General features: G+C 60.4%; 13 protein-coding genes, 2 rRNA genes and 1 pseudogene. 11 read left to right on the top strand and 5 right to left on the bottom strand.

Annotated features, from left to right (window positions below; translation table 11 throughout):
• The 3 genes from GTP45_RS04570 to GTP45_RS04560 form a co-directional block, all read left to right on the top strand.
• Positions 1–119, top strand: a 23S ribosomal RNA gene (locus GTP45_RS04570); the annotation flags it as partial.
• 111 nt (positions 120–230) lie between these two features.
• Positions 231–343 (top strand): 5S ribosomal RNA (gene rrf, locus GTP45_RS04565).
• A gap of 94 nt (positions 344–437) precedes the next feature.
• Complete coding sequence (locus tag GTP45_RS04560) at positions 438–4,289, top strand: two-component regulator propeller domain-containing protein (protein WP_161012656.1); 3,852 nt, start codon at positions 438–440, stop codon at positions 4,287–4,289.
• Here GTP45_RS04560 and GTP45_RS04555 read toward each other — a convergent pair.
• The 5 genes and pseudogenes from GTP45_RS04555 to GTP45_RS04535 all read right to left on the bottom strand — a co-directional run bounded on the left by GTP45_RS04555 (position 4,286) and on the right by GTP45_RS04535 (position 8,859).
• Positions 4,286–4,627: a DUF1840 domain-containing protein gene (locus tag GTP45_RS04555; RefSeq protein ID WP_161012655.1), complete on the bottom strand. Its 342-nt coding sequence runs from the start codon at positions 4,625–4,627 to the stop codon at positions 4,286–4,288. The two genes, GTP45_RS04560 and GTP45_RS04555, sit on opposite strands and share 4 nt — an antisense overlap.
• Before the next feature lie 126 nt (positions 4,628–4,753).
• Positions 4,754–5,248 (bottom strand): hypothetical protein, encoded by a 495-nt coding sequence (locus GTP45_RS04550; RefSeq protein ID WP_161012654.1) that lies wholly within the window; start codon positions 5,246–5,248, stop codon positions 4,754–4,756.
• Complete coding sequence (locus GTP45_RS04545) at positions 5,245–6,948, bottom strand: M1 family metallopeptidase (RefSeq protein ID WP_161012653.1); 1,704 nt, start codon at positions 6,946–6,948, stop codon at positions 5,245–5,247. The genes GTP45_RS04550 and GTP45_RS04545 overlap by 4 nt, the downstream gene beginning before the upstream one ends.
• Before the next feature lie 58 nt (positions 6,949–7,006).
• Positions 7,007–8,511, bottom strand: a pseudogene (locus tag GTP45_RS04540) (YifB family Mg chelatase-like AAA ATPase).
• Between the two features lie 108 nt (positions 8,512–8,619).
• The gene (locus tag GTP45_RS04535; protein ID WP_154382899.1) at positions 8,620–8,859 is read right to left on the bottom strand and encodes an accessory factor UbiK family protein; all 240 of its coding nucleotides are present in this window, start codon (positions 8,857–8,859) and stop codon (positions 8,620–8,622) included.
• A gap of 246 nt (positions 8,860–9,105) precedes the next feature.
• Between GTP45_RS04535 and GTP45_RS04530 the strand changes: the two genes are divergently transcribed.
• The 8 genes from GTP45_RS04530 to ptsP all read left to right on the top strand — a co-directional run bounded on the left by GTP45_RS04530 (position 9,106) and on the right by ptsP (position 16,721).
• Positions 9,106–9,852: a TorF family putative porin gene (locus tag GTP45_RS04530; RefSeq protein ID WP_166454517.1), complete on the top strand. Its 747-nt coding sequence runs from the start codon at positions 9,106–9,108 to the stop codon at positions 9,850–9,852.
• A gap of 11 nt (positions 9,853–9,863) precedes the next feature.
• Positions 9,864–10,202, top strand: coding sequence for a P-II family nitrogen regulator (locus GTP45_RS04525; protein ID WP_008444920.1), 339 nt, complete (start codon positions 9,864–9,866; stop codon positions 10,200–10,202).
• 13 nt (positions 10,203–10,215) lie between these two features.
• Positions 10,216–11,760, top strand: a complete 1,545-nt coding sequence (locus tag GTP45_RS04520) for an ammonium transporter (RefSeq protein WP_161012652.1) — start codon at positions 10,216–10,218, stop codon at positions 11,758–11,760.
• A 124-nt stretch (positions 11,761–11,884) separates the two neighbouring features.
• Complete coding sequence (gshA, locus tag GTP45_RS04515; protein ID WP_161012651.1) at positions 11,885–13,186, top strand: glutamate--cysteine ligase; 1,302 nt, start codon at positions 11,885–11,887, stop codon at positions 13,184–13,186.
• Positions 13,187–13,224: 38 nt separating this feature from the next.
• A complete protein-coding gene (gene gshB, locus GTP45_RS04510; RefSeq protein ID WP_161012650.1) occupies positions 13,225–14,175 on the top strand; it encodes a glutathione synthase in 951 nt (316 codons plus the stop codon).
• 36 nt (positions 14,176–14,211) lie between these two features.
• A complete protein-coding gene (locus GTP45_RS04505) occupies positions 14,212–14,613 on the top strand; it encodes a PTS sugar transporter subunit IIA (protein WP_161012649.1) in 402 nt (133 codons plus the stop codon).
• 48 nt (positions 14,614–14,661) lie between these two features.
• Entirely contained in the window at positions 14,662–14,931 is a 270-nt protein-coding gene (locus GTP45_RS04500; protein WP_154360511.1) for an HPr family phosphocarrier protein, read from the top strand.
• Between the two features lie 44 nt (positions 14,932–14,975).
• The gene (ptsP, locus tag GTP45_RS04495) at positions 14,976–16,721 is read left to right on the top strand and encodes a phosphoenolpyruvate--protein phosphotransferase (protein ID WP_161012722.1); all 1,746 of its coding nucleotides are present in this window, start codon (positions 14,976–14,978) and stop codon (positions 16,719–16,721) included.
• Positions 16,722–16,723: the final 2 nt, after the last annotated feature.

The raw sequence follows: 16,723 nt of genomic DNA, 5'->3' as shown, positions 1-16,723 counted from the left end.
TTCCCGGAGCCTTGAGCTCCTTGAAGGGTCGTTCGAGACCAGGACGTTGATAGGTCAGGTGTGGAAGTGCAGTAATGCATTAAGCTAACTGATACTAATTGCCCGTACGGCTTGTCCCTATAACCTTGACGGTTATACGCATTTACTCTTGATGAGTTAATACCCCAACTTTACTTCTCCCAGATTCGCTGCGTAGCCCAATAAGGGGCTGCGCAGCATACAAGTCAAAGCTTGATGACCATAGTAAGTCGGTCCCACCCCTTCCCATCCCGAACAGGACCGTGAAACGACTCTACGCCGATGATAGTGCTGCAACCAGTGTGAAAGTAGGTTATCGTCAAGCTAGTTATTTAGAAGAAGCCCCGTCCGGATAAAATCCGGCGGGGCTTTTTTGCTTTTGTGCATTAAAATGGCTTGCATATTGGAGATGCAACCTTATGCGCGCTGTTTTTCTCTTCTTGTTGATTTCGGTGGCGCAGGCAGCGCCGCTGTCGCTGCGCTTTGAGCATCTCGGCGTGGAGCAGGGGCTCACGCAAGAGTCGGTTGCCAGCATTATCCAGGACAAGCACGGCTACATGTGGCTCGGCACGCAGGCCGGGCTGAACCGCTACGACGGCTACCGCGTCACCACCTTCAAGAACGATCCCGCTAATCCGCGCAGCCTGCAAGACAATTACGTGCAGGCGCTGTATGAAGACGCCGCCGGCCAGCTGTGGGTCGGCAATAAAGGCGGCCTTGATCGCTATGACCCTGTGACTCAAGGCTTTGTTCACGTGCTGTCCAAGGTGTCCGTGACCGGCATCCTGAGCGATGGCAAGCAGGGCTTGTGGCTGACCACCGGCGAGGGCTTGCAGTATTTCGATATCGCCAAGGGGCAAGTGCGGCTGTTGCGCCACGCCGATGCAGACAGCAATAGCATCAGCGATGATCACGTCGGCGCGCTCGCCTACGACAAGCAGGGCAATCTCTGGATAGGTACTGGACGCGGCCTCGAGATGCTGCCTGCCGGCAGTAATCAATTCCGTCATTTCGGCACGCAGGAACGGCGGCTCGAGAATCACATTTTGTCGCTTTCCATCGGCCCCGATGGCGTGCTGTGGGCCGGCACCGTGCGCGGCGTGCAAGCGTGGCGCTTGAGCGGACAGTCGGCCGAGCGCATGGCGCTGGCATTGCCGCCCGATCTAGCCGAGCTGCGCGTGCCCAAGCTGCTGCATGACCGCGACGGCACGCTCTGGTTCGGCACGTTCACGGAAGGCTTGAAACGGCGCGACCCCAACAGCGGCCGCTACTACAATTACCCGCGCGATACGCAAAGCCGCCACGGTATCAGCGATAACCAGATCAGCGCGCTGTACCAAGACCGCACCGGCACGCTGTGGGTCGGCAATTGGTATGCCGGGGTGGACCGCGTCGACTTGAATAGCGGCGGTTTCGAGCGCTATACCGATTCTCCCGGCGTGCTCCCCAGCATCGGTAGTAACAAGGTGCGCGCGATCACTGGTGCGCCGGACGGCAAGATTTGGCTAGGCGCCGGCACCGGGCTTGCGCTGCTCGATCCCTCGCAGGGCAAGGTGAGTTTTAGCTCGAATGAAGAGCAGCGTCCCGGCGCCATGCCATCCGATCAATTGATGGCGCTGGCGAGTGATCTGCGCGGGCGGCTGTGGGTGGGCTCCATCAGCGGCCTGTCGTGGCGTGATCCTGGCAGCGGCCGATACACGCCGGTGTGGCTGGGTGATGATCCGCAAGCGCGCTCGGTGCAGCGCTTGATGGTCGACCGCGAAGGCGTGATCTGGGTCGGCACGCGCCTGGCGCTGCATCGCATCGATCCGCAGACGCTGCAAATGCAAACCTATCGCGTCGATACCAGCGACCCAGACCGCTTGGCCGGCCGCGTGTATGCGCTACTGGAAGACCAGCGCGGCAATCTATGGGCTGGTACTGAAAACGGTTTGGATCGTTTCGATCCGGCCACCGGCAAGTTTGAACACTACCGCCACGATCCTGCCAAGCGCGACAGTCTGAGTCACAACCGCGTGCACTATCTGTACCAAGATCAGCAGGAACGCATCTGGATCGGCACTGCGGCCGGCTTGTGCATGGCGCGCATGGGCGAAGACGGCAAGCTGCATTTCCGTTTTTATCCGCCCGGCGCTGGCCGCTCGCCGGATCCGATCGGCGCGATACTGGGCGATGAGCAGGGCCGCCTCTGGATCAGCACCACGGCCGGCGTGTCGCTGTTTAATCCCGAGACCGGTGCGTTCAAGAATTACACCTCGAAGGATGGCCTGATTGATGGTTCTTATTTCATCGGCTCCGGCTACCGCGCGCCGGACGGCACATTGTACTTCGGCGGCCTGGAGGGGGTGACGGCATTCCAGCCTGCGCGCATTCACGATAATCCCACAGCCCCGCCGGTGCTGATTACCGATTTTTCCATCTTCAACCAATCGATCTTGAGCAACGGCGGTGCGCGTAGTGATGTACTGGCGCAGGGGCCGATAGACCAAGCCAGGACGCTGGCGCTATCGTATCGCGACGCGGTGTTTTCGTTTGAATTCGCAGGCCTGCATTACGCCGATCCGCAGCGCAACCGCTATGCCTACCAGCTGGAAGGCTTTGACCCGGACTGGGTGACTACCGATGCGGGTAAGCGCTTTGCCACTTATACCAATCTTGATCCAGGCCGCTATGTCTTCCGCGTAAAGGCCGCCAACAAGGATGGTGCGTGGAGCAATCAACCGGTGTCGATAGAAGTGACGATCGCACCGCCGATCTGGAAAACGTGGTGGTTCCGCTTGCTGATGGCGGGGCTGTTGCTGGGCGGCGCGTATCTGCTGTTCCGCATTCGGATTCGCTTGCTGGTTCGGCAGAAGCAGGAGCTGGAGCAGGAAGTCGGCAGCCGCACGCGCGAGCTGGTGGCGCAGAAGGAATTCATCGAACGCGAGAAGGAAAACGTCGAGGCAGCGCATCGCAATATCGCGCTGCTGTCCGATATCGGCCGCCGTATCACTGCCAATCTCGATAGCGAGGCGATTATGTCGCTGCTGTACCAGCAGGTGCACGCGCTGATGGATGCCAGCGTGTTCGGCATCGGCATTTACCGGGCGGAGCAGGAACTGATCGAGTATCCGTTTGCGATGGAGCGCGGCAAGCGCTATACGCCTTACACGCGCAGCATGCGCGAGCCGAATCAGCTGTCGGTGTGGTGCATCAATCACGCGCAGGAAGTGTTCATCAACGACCTGGAGCAGGAGTACCACCGCTATATCGCCAGCCTCGACCTGGTGTCCGGCGCCGATGACATGGGCACGCTGGAAGACGGCTCGTTGCCGACCGAGCCGCGTTCGCTGATCTATGTGCCGATCTCGGTCAGCGGACAAGTGCGCGGCGTGATTACGGTGCACAGCTATCGCGCGCATGCTTACCAGCGCATTGATCTCGACATGCTGACCACGCTCGCATCCTACGTGGCGGTGGCGTTTGCCAATGCGGACTCGTATCGCCAGTTGCAGGACACGCAGCAGCAGCTGGTGGAGCGCGAGAAGCTGGCGGCGCTGGGCTCGCTGGTGGCCGGCGTCGCGCACGAGCTGAATACGCCGATCGGCAACAGCTTGGTGATTGCCAGCACGCTGGAAGACAAGACGACGGAAATTGAATCGCTCAATACCGGCAACACCATGCGGCGCTCCGACCTGCGCAATTTCATCGAAGCGGCGCGTGAGGCATCAACGTTGCTGATGCGCAGCCTGCGCAATGCGGCCGAGCTGGTGAACAGCTTCAAGCAGGTGGCGGTGGATCAGGCCAGCGCCAAGCGGCGCAAGTTTAATCTGCACCAGGCCAGCCACGAGATTGTGATGACGATGAAGAACCAGGTGCGCAAGGCCGGCCATCACATCGTGCTGGAGATGCCGGACGATATCGTGATGGACAGCTTCCCAGGCCCCTACGGACAGGTCATTATCAACCTGATCAACAACGCCTTGCTGCACGCGTTCGAGGGCCGCGAGGGTGGCGAGATCCGCATGTGGGCGGTGCAGCTGGGCGCGGATCGGGTGCGCATCGTGTTCCAGGATGATGGCAGGGGCATCGCGATTGAGCATCAGGCGCGCATCTTCGATCCGTTCTTCACCACCAAGCTGGGGCAGGGCGGTAACGGGCTTGGCTTGAGCATCACCTACAACATCGTGACGTCGCTACTCGATGGCGCGATCCGCGTAGATAGCGCGGTCGGGGTCGGGACGCGCTTCACCATCGACTTGCCGCTGGTGGCGTCCCTGGCCGGGGATTAAATCCCCCAGATGATGTGCTCGTTCTCCGCCTTGGCGGTGCGCAGCATTTCCAGCAGCGGGTAGGCGCGGGCCGAGAAGCCGACGCGCTGTGCTTGCGCGTGTTCCTTGGTCTCGCCTTCTTCCTGTTCGTGGGCGTGAATGTCGTGCTCGACATCGGTCTCTGGGTGTAACTTAGTTTCAGCGACTTCGTGTTCGAGGATGGACAGCGCTTCTGCCGCTTCTGCGGCGGTGATCACGCCGCGCTTAGGGTTCTTGTGCAGCAGGTCGAGAATGCGCTGGGCATGCTCTTGATACATCAAGACTTCAGGGCTGGATTTGGATTTGAAGGCGATTAACATAAGCGTTCTTTCTTGGTTCCGTTGGATAGACTCTATGCCCATGCCTGTAACTTTACAAGATACAACACCGCCGTTCTGGGCGCTGGCGCACATGAATTAAGCATGTTTTAAGCCAGCACGATCGTTTTAATTGAGTTTAAAGGAAGTGAGGAAGGTCTCCACGGGCTCGGCTTCGATGTTGCGGGCGGGGCCGATAACGATCACTTGATAAACTCTTTTTTCTTTGGCAAGAAAGCGCCCAATAAGGCGCATGGCTTGCCCTCTTTCGGTGCCGCTTGCTTCAATCTCAAGTGCGCCGCTGCGGAGCGTCTTGCTGCTGGTGATGGTGGCGCTGATGTTTTTCACCATTGCGGTTTTCATGGCGTCAACGGCGGCCGGTGCCTGTGCCGCGTTTGCCAGCTGGGCGCTGCCGACCGCAAACACGACGCCGTCGATATCGGCGGCGCTCATGGTCATGTTCACGTCCAGTTGGTCGAGCTTGATGCTGCGCGTTTGCGTGGCGGGCTTGGCCGGGAACAGCACGGCGTACGGCGCGTCATTGCTGCGGTAGTCGCGCCAGTCATATTTCGGGCTGCAAGCGCTGAGGGCGAGGGTGAGCAATAACGGCAGTAAGCGTTTCATTTCTTGGCTTTCTTTTTCTTGTCCTCGATGGCTTTCCATTCATCGATGTGATGCTGCTGGCGCAGCACGCGCGACATCGGGTCGATGGTAACCAGTGCGTTCGGCGGCAGTGTCAGTTCGCCTTCACCGTTGCTCATCGCTAGCTTCTCGATGCGGTTGTTGATGCGTACTTCCAGCGGCATCGGGAAGGCGCCGCCGTCTTTCAATTTCCAGCGCAGCTTGAGTTTGTCGGCGCTGCGTTCTTCGATTAGCTCCGGCAGTGCGGCATGATAGAGATAGGCGTCGAAGAACCATTGCAGATCGCGGCCGCTGGCTTCGTTGGCGAACTGGATGAACTCTTTGCTGCTGCTCCAGCGCGGCTGGAAGTTGCCGGGCTGCGGCGTAGCGGTGCCGTAGACCATGCGGCGCGTGGCGATGAAGAACGGTTCGTCGCCGATCAGGTTGCGCAGGGTGTGCAGCACTAGCGCGCCTTTAACGTAGATGTCGAGGCCGGGGCCGCCGCGTTCGTCCTGGTAGATGTCTTCGATGCGCTGGGTTTTGCCGCTGACGATGGGCGCTTTGTTGAGCACCTGCTTGCGAAACTCGAACAGCGCGGTTTGGAATTCCATCTCGCCGCGCTGCGATTCCATGTACAGCGGCTGCATGTAAGAACCGAAGCCTTCGTGCAGCCACATATCATCCCAGTCGGCGTTGGTCATTTGATTGCCGAACCATTCGTGCGACAGCTCGTGGTGCAGCAGCCAGTCGTAGCCGAGCGGCGATTTGACGTAGCCGTTGCCATAGGCGTTGATGGTCTGGTGTTCCATGCCGAGGTGCGGCGTTTCGACCACGCCCATTTTCTCGTCGCCGAACGGGTAAGGGCCGATGCGGTTTTCGAAGAAATCGAGCATGGGCTTGAATTCGGTGAACAGGCCCTGGGCTTGCTTGTCGTGGCCTTTCAAGTACCACATGCGCAACGGGACGGTGTTGCCGTAGCGGCTGGCGTAGTCGGCGGACAGCATTTCGTAGGGGCCGATGTTGAGGGCGACGCCGTAGGTGCTTGGATTCTTGGCGCGCCAGTTGTAGGTGCGCCAGCCGTCTTTTTCTTCCATGCCGGTGGCGACGCCGTTGCCTGCGACTACCAGCGGCGCCGGCACGCTGATGTGCAGGTCGATCAGTTGCGGCTTGCCTTGCGGGTGGTCGATGCAGGGCCAGAATAAATCGCAGCCTTCGCCTTCGACGGTGGTGGCGATCCACGGCTGGCCGTCGGCGGTTTGGCTCCAGGTGAAGCCGCCGTCCCACGGGGCTTTCTTGGCGATGGTCGGCAAGCCGTGATATTGGATGCGTACGGTGGTGCGGGCGCCGGCCGGCAACGGCGTTGGCAAGGTGAGATACAGGCGGCCTTCTGGATTGCTGATGGCGCTGGCAGCGAGCGCGACGCCATCAACGCTGGCGCTGTCGATCGGCAGGTTGCGGTCAAGTTCAACGGCGATGCGGGTCAGCGGTTCTTTTAGTACGAAGGTGAGGGCGGCGTCGCCGCGGATGCTCTTGCTGGCTGGATCGACGCGCAGGGCGAGATCAACCTTTTCAAACGTCACCGCGAGCTGCTCGGGCGCGCGCGGGCTGCCGGAGTTGGCGGTGAAATCGGTTGGCGCGATAGGCTTGGTGGCGCAGCCGGCCAGCACGGCGCTGGCGGCAAGGTAGAGGGGCAAGCGGGTCATGAGCATCCTGATGGCGTGAATTAGCTGCGAGCAATATAGCAGCAAAGCGGCCGGATTTTCACTCGTTTAATGCGCGCCGATATTGGATTGCTTCGGTCAGATGTGCTTGCTGGATGTTGCTGCTACCCGCGAGGTCGGCAATCGTGCGGGCCACGCGCAGGATGCGGTGGTAAGCCCGGCCTGACCATTTGAGTTGCTGCGTGATTTGCTTGAGTTGGAACTTGCTCTCGCGGTCGAGCTTGCAGTAGCGGTCGATCTCGCGCGGAGTGAGGTATTGGTTGCGCTTGCCTTGGCGTTGGCACTGGACGTTGGCAGCGGTCTGCACACGGGCGGCGATCACTGCCGATGTCTCTGCCTCGCTGGGCGCTGCCAGTATTTCGGGATCGACCGAGCAGACTTCCATCTGGATATCAATGCGGTCTAGCAGCGGGCCGGAGACGCGCCCTTGGTAGCGTAGCCGCACATCGGGCGAGCAGCGGCACGCCACGGTCTTGTGGCCGTAGTAGCCGCAAGGACAGGGATTCATTGCCGCGATTAATTGGAAGTGGGCGGGAAAGTCTGCCTGCCGCGCGGCGCGCGAGATGGTGATGCGGCCGGACTCCATCGGCTCGCGCAGCACGTCCAGCACGCGGCGGTCGAACTCGGGCAGCTCGTCCAGAAAAAGTACGCCACGGTGCGCCAATGAAATCTCGCCGGGACGCGGCACGCTGCCGCCGCCCACCAGCGCGGCGCCGGAAGAGGTGTGGTGCGGCGAGCGGTACGGCCGCCGCTTCCACTGCTCGATGCGAAAGCTGCCGGTCAGCGATTGCACGGCGGCCGCCTCTAGCGCTTCCTCGTCGCTCATAGCCGGCAGCAGGCCGACGAAGCGCGAGGCCAGCATGGTCTTGCCCGAGCCCGGCGGGCCGACCAGCAGCACCGAGTGGTTGCCGGCCGCAGCCACCTCCAGCGCCCGCTTGACCATGCGCTGCCCTTTAACGTCGGCAAAGTCCGGGTACTCGGGCGCGGCGGCCAGCGGTGCAGCCTCGTGGCGCGACAGCATGGCGTCCACCGACTTGCCGGCGAAATGGCTGCACACTTGCAGTAGCGAGTGCGCCGGGTAGATGGCGGCGCCCGATACCAGCGCGGCTTCGTCGGCATTGGCCAGCGGCAGGATGAAGGCGAGGCAGCCGCCGTCGCGCCGGGTGGCCAGCGACATTGCCAGCGCGCCGCGGATCGGCCGCAACTCGCCCGACAGCGACAGCTCGCCGGCAAATTCGTATTGGTGCAGGCGGCGCGAGGGAATTTGCTTGGAAGCGGCAAGGATGCCGAGCGCAATCGGCAAGTCGAAGCGGCCCGATTCCTTGGGCAGGTCGGCGCCAAATTGACGGTGATGCGTTGTGCGGGGAATTCAAAGCCGCCGTTTTGAATGGCGGCGCGGACACGGTCTTTGGCTTCCTTGACCTCGGTATCCGCCAGCCCGACGATGGTGAAAGCCGGCAGCCCGTTAGCCAAGTGCACTTCGACGCTGACCTCTTGCGCCTCCATGCCGGCCAAGGCGCGGCTTTTGAGTACGGCGAGTGACATGGCGGGAGCGATGGACGGATGGCGTATGGACGAAGAGACCAACCGCCAGCGTAATCCCAGCCCGCCGCGCCGTTTTGCGCGAGAACAAACGTTCCCGCTATTTATTACTTACTGATTGATCTTGCTTTCCAGCTCAGCCAGACGGGTTTCCAGGGCTTCCAGCTTGGCGCGGGTCTTGGCCAGCACCTGGGTCTGGATGTCGAATTCCTCGCGGGTGACCAGATCCAGCTTGGCGAAACCCTGCGTCATCATGGACTTGACGTTCTTCTCAATGTCCTTTGCTGGTGAGTTTTCGATGGCTTGGCTGATCTTGTTTTGCAAGTCATTAAAAAAAGTGTTCATATCCATAATATTCCTTGATCTGGTTAGTCCTTCAATGCACCATCATGGTGCGATCCGGCGTTAATCTGGTGCGGATTCTCACTTGGGTCTAAGCCGGGCCGTTGTCGTTGATGATACGGCACCTACCTTCTAGACAACATTAGCTGGCACACATTCTGCTAAAGAAGCCTATGAATGCTTTTCATTGCTTCGCTTGACAAGGATTTTAAACCGCATCTGCTAATCAAGTTCAACTCACTAGGAAAAACAATTATGAAAATGGCCAAGAACTTAACCCTGATTGCTGCGTTGACCTTAGCATTCGCGTCCATGGCGCACGCTGAAGAGGCGGCACCCGCCCCTGAAGCCAAACCAGACAACGAAGTCAGCTTTAACGCTGCCGTTGTCAGCGATTACCGTTACCGCGGTATCTCGCAAACCCGCCTCAAGCCGGCCGTACAAGGCGGCGCGGACTACGTGAATAATCCAACCGGCTTCTACGCCGGCACCTGGGCCACCAACATCAAGTGGGTGAAAGATGGCGGCGGCGACGGCAGCGTCGAATGGGATATCTATGCCGGTAAGCGCGGCGCCATCACCGACACCGTCAGCTACGACGTCGGCGGCCTGTACTACTACTACCCATCGAACAAGCTGAACCCAAGCGCCAACACCTTCGAACTGTATGGCCAAATCAGCGCCGGTCCGTTCTCGCTCAAGTATTCGCACTCGACCACCAACCTGTTCGGCTTTGCCGACAGCAAGAACTCGGGCTACATCGACGGCCAGATGAACCAGGAAGTGTGGGAAGGCTACATCCTCAACCTGCACGTAGGTCGTCAAAACGTGAAGAACAACGGCGCTGCCAGCTACACCGATTACAAGGTCGGCGTCACCAAAGATTTCGGCGTAGTGAGTGTGGCATTGGCGGCGGTCTATGCCGACACCGAGGCCTACGTCGGAAAAGGGAAGAACCTGGGTAAAACCGGCGCTGTCCTGACCATTTCCAAAACCTTCTAAGCGAGGCCAGTATGAAAATGATTACCGCCATTATCAAGCCGTTCAAGCTTGACGAGGTGCGTGAAGCCCTGTCGGCGATTAACGTGCAGGGGATTACCGTGACCGAAGTAAAAGGCTTCGGTCGCCAGAAAGGCCACACCGAGCTGTATCGCGGTGCGGAATACGTGGTGGACTTCCTGCCGAAGACCAAGATCGAAGCAGCAGTGGACGACTCCATCGTCGAGCAGGCCATCGAGGCCATTGAAGGCGCAGCCCGCACCGGCAAAATCGGCGACGGCAAAATCTTCGTGTACAACTTGGAACAAGTAATCCGTATTCGTACCGGCGAGACCGGCAACGAAGCTCTCTAAGAGGATGATGAGAATGAAGAAAACTATAACAAGCTTGCTGGCTGGGGTATCCATCCTGTTCGCGCTGGCTGCACCCGTGTATGCACAGGACGCCAAGCCGGCTGAAGCTCCGGCTGCCGCTGCCGCCGCTCCTGCTGCTTCGGCCCCGGCCGCCGCCCCTGAAGCCGCGCCAGCCGCCGCACCAGCTGCCGCTGCGCCAGCCGCTCCTGCTGAAGCTGCTCCTGCTGCTCCAACCCCGCAAAAAGGCGACACCGCCTGGATGATGGTCTCGACCCTGCTGGTGATCCTGATGACCATCCCTGGCCTGGCGCTGTTCTACGGCGGCCTGGTGCGCTCGAAAAACATGCTGTCGATCCTGATGCAGGTGTTCATGGTGTTCGCCCTGATCATCGTGCTGTGGTGCATCTACGGCTACTCGCTGGCGTTCACCGAAGGTAACGCTTTCTACGGTAAGTTCGACCGTGCCTTCCTGAGCGGCATCTGGGATCCGGCCAAGGGCGCCTTCTCGTACGCTGCTACCTTCAGCAAGGGCGTGGTGATTCCTGAGTTCGTGTACGTCGCGTTCCAGGCCACCTTCGCTGCGATTACCTGCGGCCTGATCATTGGCGCCTTCGCAGAACGCGCCAAGTTTACCGCCGTGCTGGCTTTCGTGGTGCTGTGGTTCACCTTCGCTTACCTGCCGATCGCTCACATGGTCTGGTTCTGGACTGGCCCTGACGCGATCAAGGATGCGGCTACCCTGGCGACCGAAACCGCCAAGGCCGGCTTCCTGTTCCAAAAAGGCGCGCTGGACTTCGCCGGCGGCACCGTGGTGCACATCAACGCCGCTGTTGCAGGTCTGGTTGGTGCGTACATGATCGGCAAACGCGTCGGCTACGGCCGCGAATCGATGGCGCCTCACTCGGTCACCATGACCATGATCGGCGCATCGCTGCTGTGGGTGGGCTGGTTCGGTTTCAACGCCGGTTCGGCACTGGAAGCTGCTGACATCGCTGGCCTGGCCTTCATCAACACCCTGCTGGCAACCGCTGCTGCCACCGTATCGTGGGTGTTCGCCGAGTGGATCTTCAAAGGCAAACCATCGATGCTGGGTGGCGCTTCGGGTGCAGTGGCTGGCCTGGTTGCTATCACCCCAGCCTGCGGTTTCGTCGGCCCAATGGGCGCACTGATCATCGGCCTGCTGGCTGGCGTGATCTGCCTGTGGGGTGTGAATGGTCTGAAACGCCTGCTGGGCGCGGATGACTCGCTGGACGTGTTCGGCGTGCACGGCGTCGGCGGTATCCTCGGCGCGATCCTGACCGGCGTGTTTGCTGCGCCATCGCTGGGCGGTCAAGGCATCTTCGACTACGTTGCCAACAAGGCATCGGCTGACTACTCGATCGCTTCGCAAGTGATCGTGCAGGCAACCGGTGTTGGCGTGACCATCCTGTGGTCGGGCGTGGTGTCGTTCATCGCTTACAAGCTGGTGGACGTAGTGATCGGCCTGCGCGTACCGGAAGAAGAAGAGCGTGAAGGCCTGGACATCACCACCCACGGTGAGTCGGCTTACCACGCTTAATTATCAAAGTTTCATCTAAGTTTCACCGGAAAGCGCCCTACGGGGCGCTTTTTTTATTGCCTGCCTTTAAAATAGGATTTTTGCCCTCATTTGGCATAGTCCGCACGGTAATAAGGATGTAAACATGGTTCCCCACCTCGTCACGGCCCTGAGTGGGCCGCTGCTCGACCTAGAAGAAAAAATCCTCGCCGCCACCCCTGCCATTGAGCGCTGGTTCCGCCTCGAGTGGCAGGAGCACACGCCGCCATTCTATTGCTCGGTGGATATGCGCAATGCCGGTTACAAGCTGGCGCCGGTGGATACCAACCTGTTCCCGGGCGGTTTCAACATGCTGGCGACCGAGATGCTGCCGCTGTCGGTGCAAGCCGCCATGGCCGCGATCGACAAGTATTGCCCAGATGCGCGCAACCTGCTGCTGATCCCGGAAATTACCCAGCGCCACCCGACTTACTGGCAAAACGTGGCCCGCCTGATGCAGATTTTCCGCCAGACCGGCCTGCACGTGCGCCTTGGCTCACTGTCGCCTGAAGTCACCCAGCCGACCCCGATTGCCTTGCCTGACGGCAATATGCTGGTGGTCGAGCCGCTGGTGCGCTCGCCGAACGGCCGCCGCGTCGGCCTCAAGGATTTCGATCCGTGCACGATCTTGCTGAACAACGACCTGTCGGCCGGCATCCCGGATATTCTGCAAAACATCCACGAGCAAAGCTTGTTGCCGCCGCTGCACGCCGGCTGGGCGCTGCGCCGCAAGAGCAACCACATGAACGCCTATGACGAGGTGGTCAAGAAATTCGGCAAGCTGATCGGCGTTGATCCGTGGATGCTGAACCCATTCCACGCCAAGTGCGACGCGGTCAACTTCCGCACCGGCGAGGGCTACGAGTGCCTGGCCGCCAATGTCGACGCGCTGCTGGCCAAGATCAAGAAGAAGTACAAGGAATACGGCATCAAGGACCAGAAGCCGTTCGTGATCGTCAAGCCGGACGCCGGCACCTACGGCACCAGCATCCTGACCATCAAGGACTCGGCCGAGATCAAGGATCTCACCCAGGCCCAGCGCGACAAGATGATCGTCATCAAGGATGGCAAGGAAGTGACCGACTTCATCATCCAGGAAGGCGTGCCGACCTTTGAAAGCATCGAGAGCGCCGTGGCCGAGCCGGTGGTCTACATGATCGACCGCTACGTGGTGGGCGGCTTTTACCGCGTCCACGCCGAGAAGGGCGTCGACCAGAACCTGAACGCGCCCGGTTCGCAGTATGTGCCGCTGGCGTTCGCGCAGCAGCACGCGGTGCCGGATCTCAAGGCCAAGCCGGGTACGGCTGCGCCGAACCGCTTCTACGTGTACGGCGTGGTGGCGCGCCTCGCCTTGCTGGCGGCCTCGCTGGAAATGGAGCGCACTGATCCGAATCCAGAAGTGTACTAAAATCAGCCCTTACCTCTACAGTATCTACTGGACGCCCAATGAAAATCGCCTTCCTCGCCGACCCGCTGTCGACCTTTAAAACCTACAAGGATTCCACCTATGCCATGATGGTGGAAGCCGGCAAGCGCGGCCACACCGTCTACGCCTTCGAGCAGAAGGATATGGCGGTGGAGCAGGGCGTAGTCAGCGCCAAGGTCTCGGAAATCACGCTGACCGGCGACAGCGCTGACTGGTATCGCGCCGCCGAGCCGGTCGAAACCAGGCTCGGCGAATTCGACGCCATCCTCCAGCGCAAAGACCCGCCGTTTGACATGGAATACGTCTACGGCACCTACCTGCTGGAGTTGGCCGAGCAGCAGGGCGCCATGGTGTTCAACAAGCCGTCCGCGATCCGCGATCACAACGAGAAGCTGTCGATTGCCCAGTTCAGCCAATTCACCTCGCCAACCCTGGTGACATCGGACGAACAGCGCATCCGCGCCTTCCAGAAGCTGCACGGCGACATCATCCTCAAGCCGCTGGACGGCATGGGCGGCACCGGCATCTTCCGCGTGACGGCCGACGGCATGAATCTCGGCTCGATCATCGAGACACTGACCAACAACGGCAAAGAGACCATCATGGTTCAGCGCTATATCCCGGACATCGTCAAAGGCGACAAGCGCATCCTCGTCATCGGCGGCAAGCCGGTGCCGTTCGCGCTGGCGCGCATCCCGCAAAACGGCGAAGTGCGCGGCAACCTGGCGGCCGGCGGCATCGGCGTGGCCCAGCCATTAACCGAGCGCGACTTCGAAATCGCCAACACGCTGGGGCCGATACTGGCGGCGCGCGGCCTGTTGCTGGTAGGATTAGACGTTATTGGTGATTTCTTAACAGAGGTGAACGTCACCAGCCCGACCTGCTTCCAGGAGATTACGCAGCAAACCGGCTTCCCGGTGGCAGCGACTTTCATCGATGCGGTCGAGGCGGCGGTGGCCTTGGGCCGATGACAAGAAATATTCATTACTCACTGGCGGTTTAACAATATGGTAGGCATACTACTTATGACTCACGCTCCACTGGGCGAGGCCTTTCTTGCGGCCTGCGCCCACGTGTTTCGTGGCCCGACCGAGCACCTGGAAGCGATCGACGTGATTGCCGACCAAGACCTCGGTGAAGTCCAGGATCTGGCCTCGGCGGCGATCAAACGCCTCGACGATGGCGACGGCGTGCTGGTCATCACCGACGTCAAGGGCGGCACCCCCGCCAATTGCTGCAACCGCTTGGCCGACGCGGGCCGGGTGGAGGTTATTGCGGGCATCAGCTTGCCGATGCTGCTGCGCGCCATCACCTACCGCCGCGATACGCTGGACGTGGTGGTCGAGATGGCGCTGGCCGGTGCACAAAGCGGCGCCGTGCGGGTCGATAACCGCACACGTGTCGGGTAGTCCTGACGATTTTTTTGCAATGCGCACTCTGATTGAGACAAAAGAAAAATGATTCAGCAAGAACTCGAAATTATTAACAAGCTTGGTTTGCATGCGCGCGCTTCCGCCAAATTTACCCAACTGGCAGCAAAATACAAAAGCGATGTGTGGCTGACGCGTAACGCGCGCCGCATCAACGCAAAATCCATCATGGGCGTGATGATGCTGGCGGCCGGCAAGGGCGCCAAGGTGCTGCTGGAAGCCGACGGCGACGATGAAGGCGATTGCGTCGCCGCCTTGACCGCGCTGGTCAACGACAAGTTCGGCGAAGGCGAGTAATGCCTGCGGAGCGCAGCCGTCCCCGTTTCCCGGCAGGCCAGCCGATGGCCTCCTTTACTTTGCATGGCATTCCGGTTTCGCGCGGTATCGCGATCGGCCGCGCGCACTTGCTGGCGCCGGCGGCGCTGGACGTCAAGCACTACCTGGTGGCCGAGGAGCAGGTCGAGGCCGAGGTCACGCGCTTGCAGCAGGCGCTGGCCGCCGTGCATAAAGAACTGCAAACGCTGTGGAATGAGCTGCCCAAGGATGCACCGACGGAGCTGGGCGCGTTCATCGACGTGCATGCGCTGATCCTGTCCGACCCGATGATCTCGGAAGCGCCGCTCGACATCATCCGCACCCGCCACTACAACGCCGAATGGGCGCTGCTGACGCAGATCGATGAGTTGTCGGCGCAGTTTGACGAAATCGAAGACCCTTACCTGCGCGAGCGCAAGGCCGACATTCAGCAAGTGGCCGAGCGCGTGCTCAAGGTGCTGATGGGCACCGAGCAAATGCTGCCCAAGCCCGTTGCTGGCGAGGACGATGTCCAGCCGCAGATGATCATCGTCGCGCACGATATCTCGCCGGCCGATATGCTGCAATTCCGCGACCGCTCCTTCATCGGCTTTGTGACCGATGTCGGCGGCCAAAACTCGCACACCGCCATCGTCGCGCGTTCGCTCGATATTCCAGCGGTGGTCGGCATGTCCGGCGCTTCCACGCTGGTCGATCAGGACGACTGGCTGATTATCGACGGTGACGCCGGCGTGGTGATCGCCAATCCGAGCGCGCTGGTGCTGGAGCAGTACCGCGAGCGCCAGCAAGCCGCCGCCCGCGCGCGCAAAAAACTCCAGAAGCTCAAGAAAACGCCGGCCATCACCAAGGACGGCACCGAGATCACGCTGCTGGCCAACATCGAGCTGCCGGACGATTGCCCGGCCGCGATGGAGGCGGGCGCCAACGGCGTAGGCCTGTTCCGCTCCGAGTTCCTGTTCATGGGCCGCAACAGCAAGATCCCATCGGAAGACGAACAATTCGAGCAGTATAAAAAAGCCGTGGTGGCGATGAAGGGCCGCCCGGTCACGATTCGTACCTTGGACATCGGCGCCGACAAGCCGCTCGACCAGGGCGAGCAAACCGCGCTCAATCCGGCGCTGGGCTTGCGGGCGATCCGCTACTGCCTCGCCGAGCCGCAAATCTTTTTGACGCAGCTGCGCGCCATTTTGCGCGCCTCGGCGTTCGGCAAGGTGCGCATCCTGATTCCAATGCTGGCGCACGCATTTGAGATCGACCAGTCGCTGGCCATGATCGCGCAGGCCAAGGCCGAACTGCGTGAGCAAAATATCAAGTTCGATGACGATGTCGATGTCGGCGCCATGATCGAAATCCCGGCGGCGGCACTGGCGCTGCCGATGTTCGTCAAACGCATGGACTTCCTGTCGATCGGCACCAATGACCTGATCCAGTACACGCTGGCCATCGACCGGGTTGATTATGAGGTCGCACACCTTTACAATCCGCTGCATCCGGCTGTGCTGCAATTGATCTCGATGACGATTGCGGCCGGGCATAAAGCCGGGATCGACGTCGCGGTATGCGGCGAAATGGCAGGGGATGTTAAATTGACACGCCTCTTGCTGGGCATGGGATTGCGGGAGTTCTCGATGCATCCGGCCCAACTGCTCTCGGTCAAGCAGGAAATCCTGAACAGCGACCTTGCGCGCATCATGCCGCAAACCCGCAAGATCATGCGCTCGATGGAACCCAACGTGATTGCAGACGCGGTCGAACAATTACAGTTGATGTAAGT

This window comes from Duganella rivi (genome assembly GCF_009857435.1).
In the GTDB taxonomy this organism is placed as follows: Bacteria; Pseudomonadota; Gammaproteobacteria; order Burkholderiales; family Burkholderiaceae_D; genus Rugamonas; species Rugamonas rivi.
This window is presented reverse-complemented; position numbering and strand designations above follow the sequence as displayed.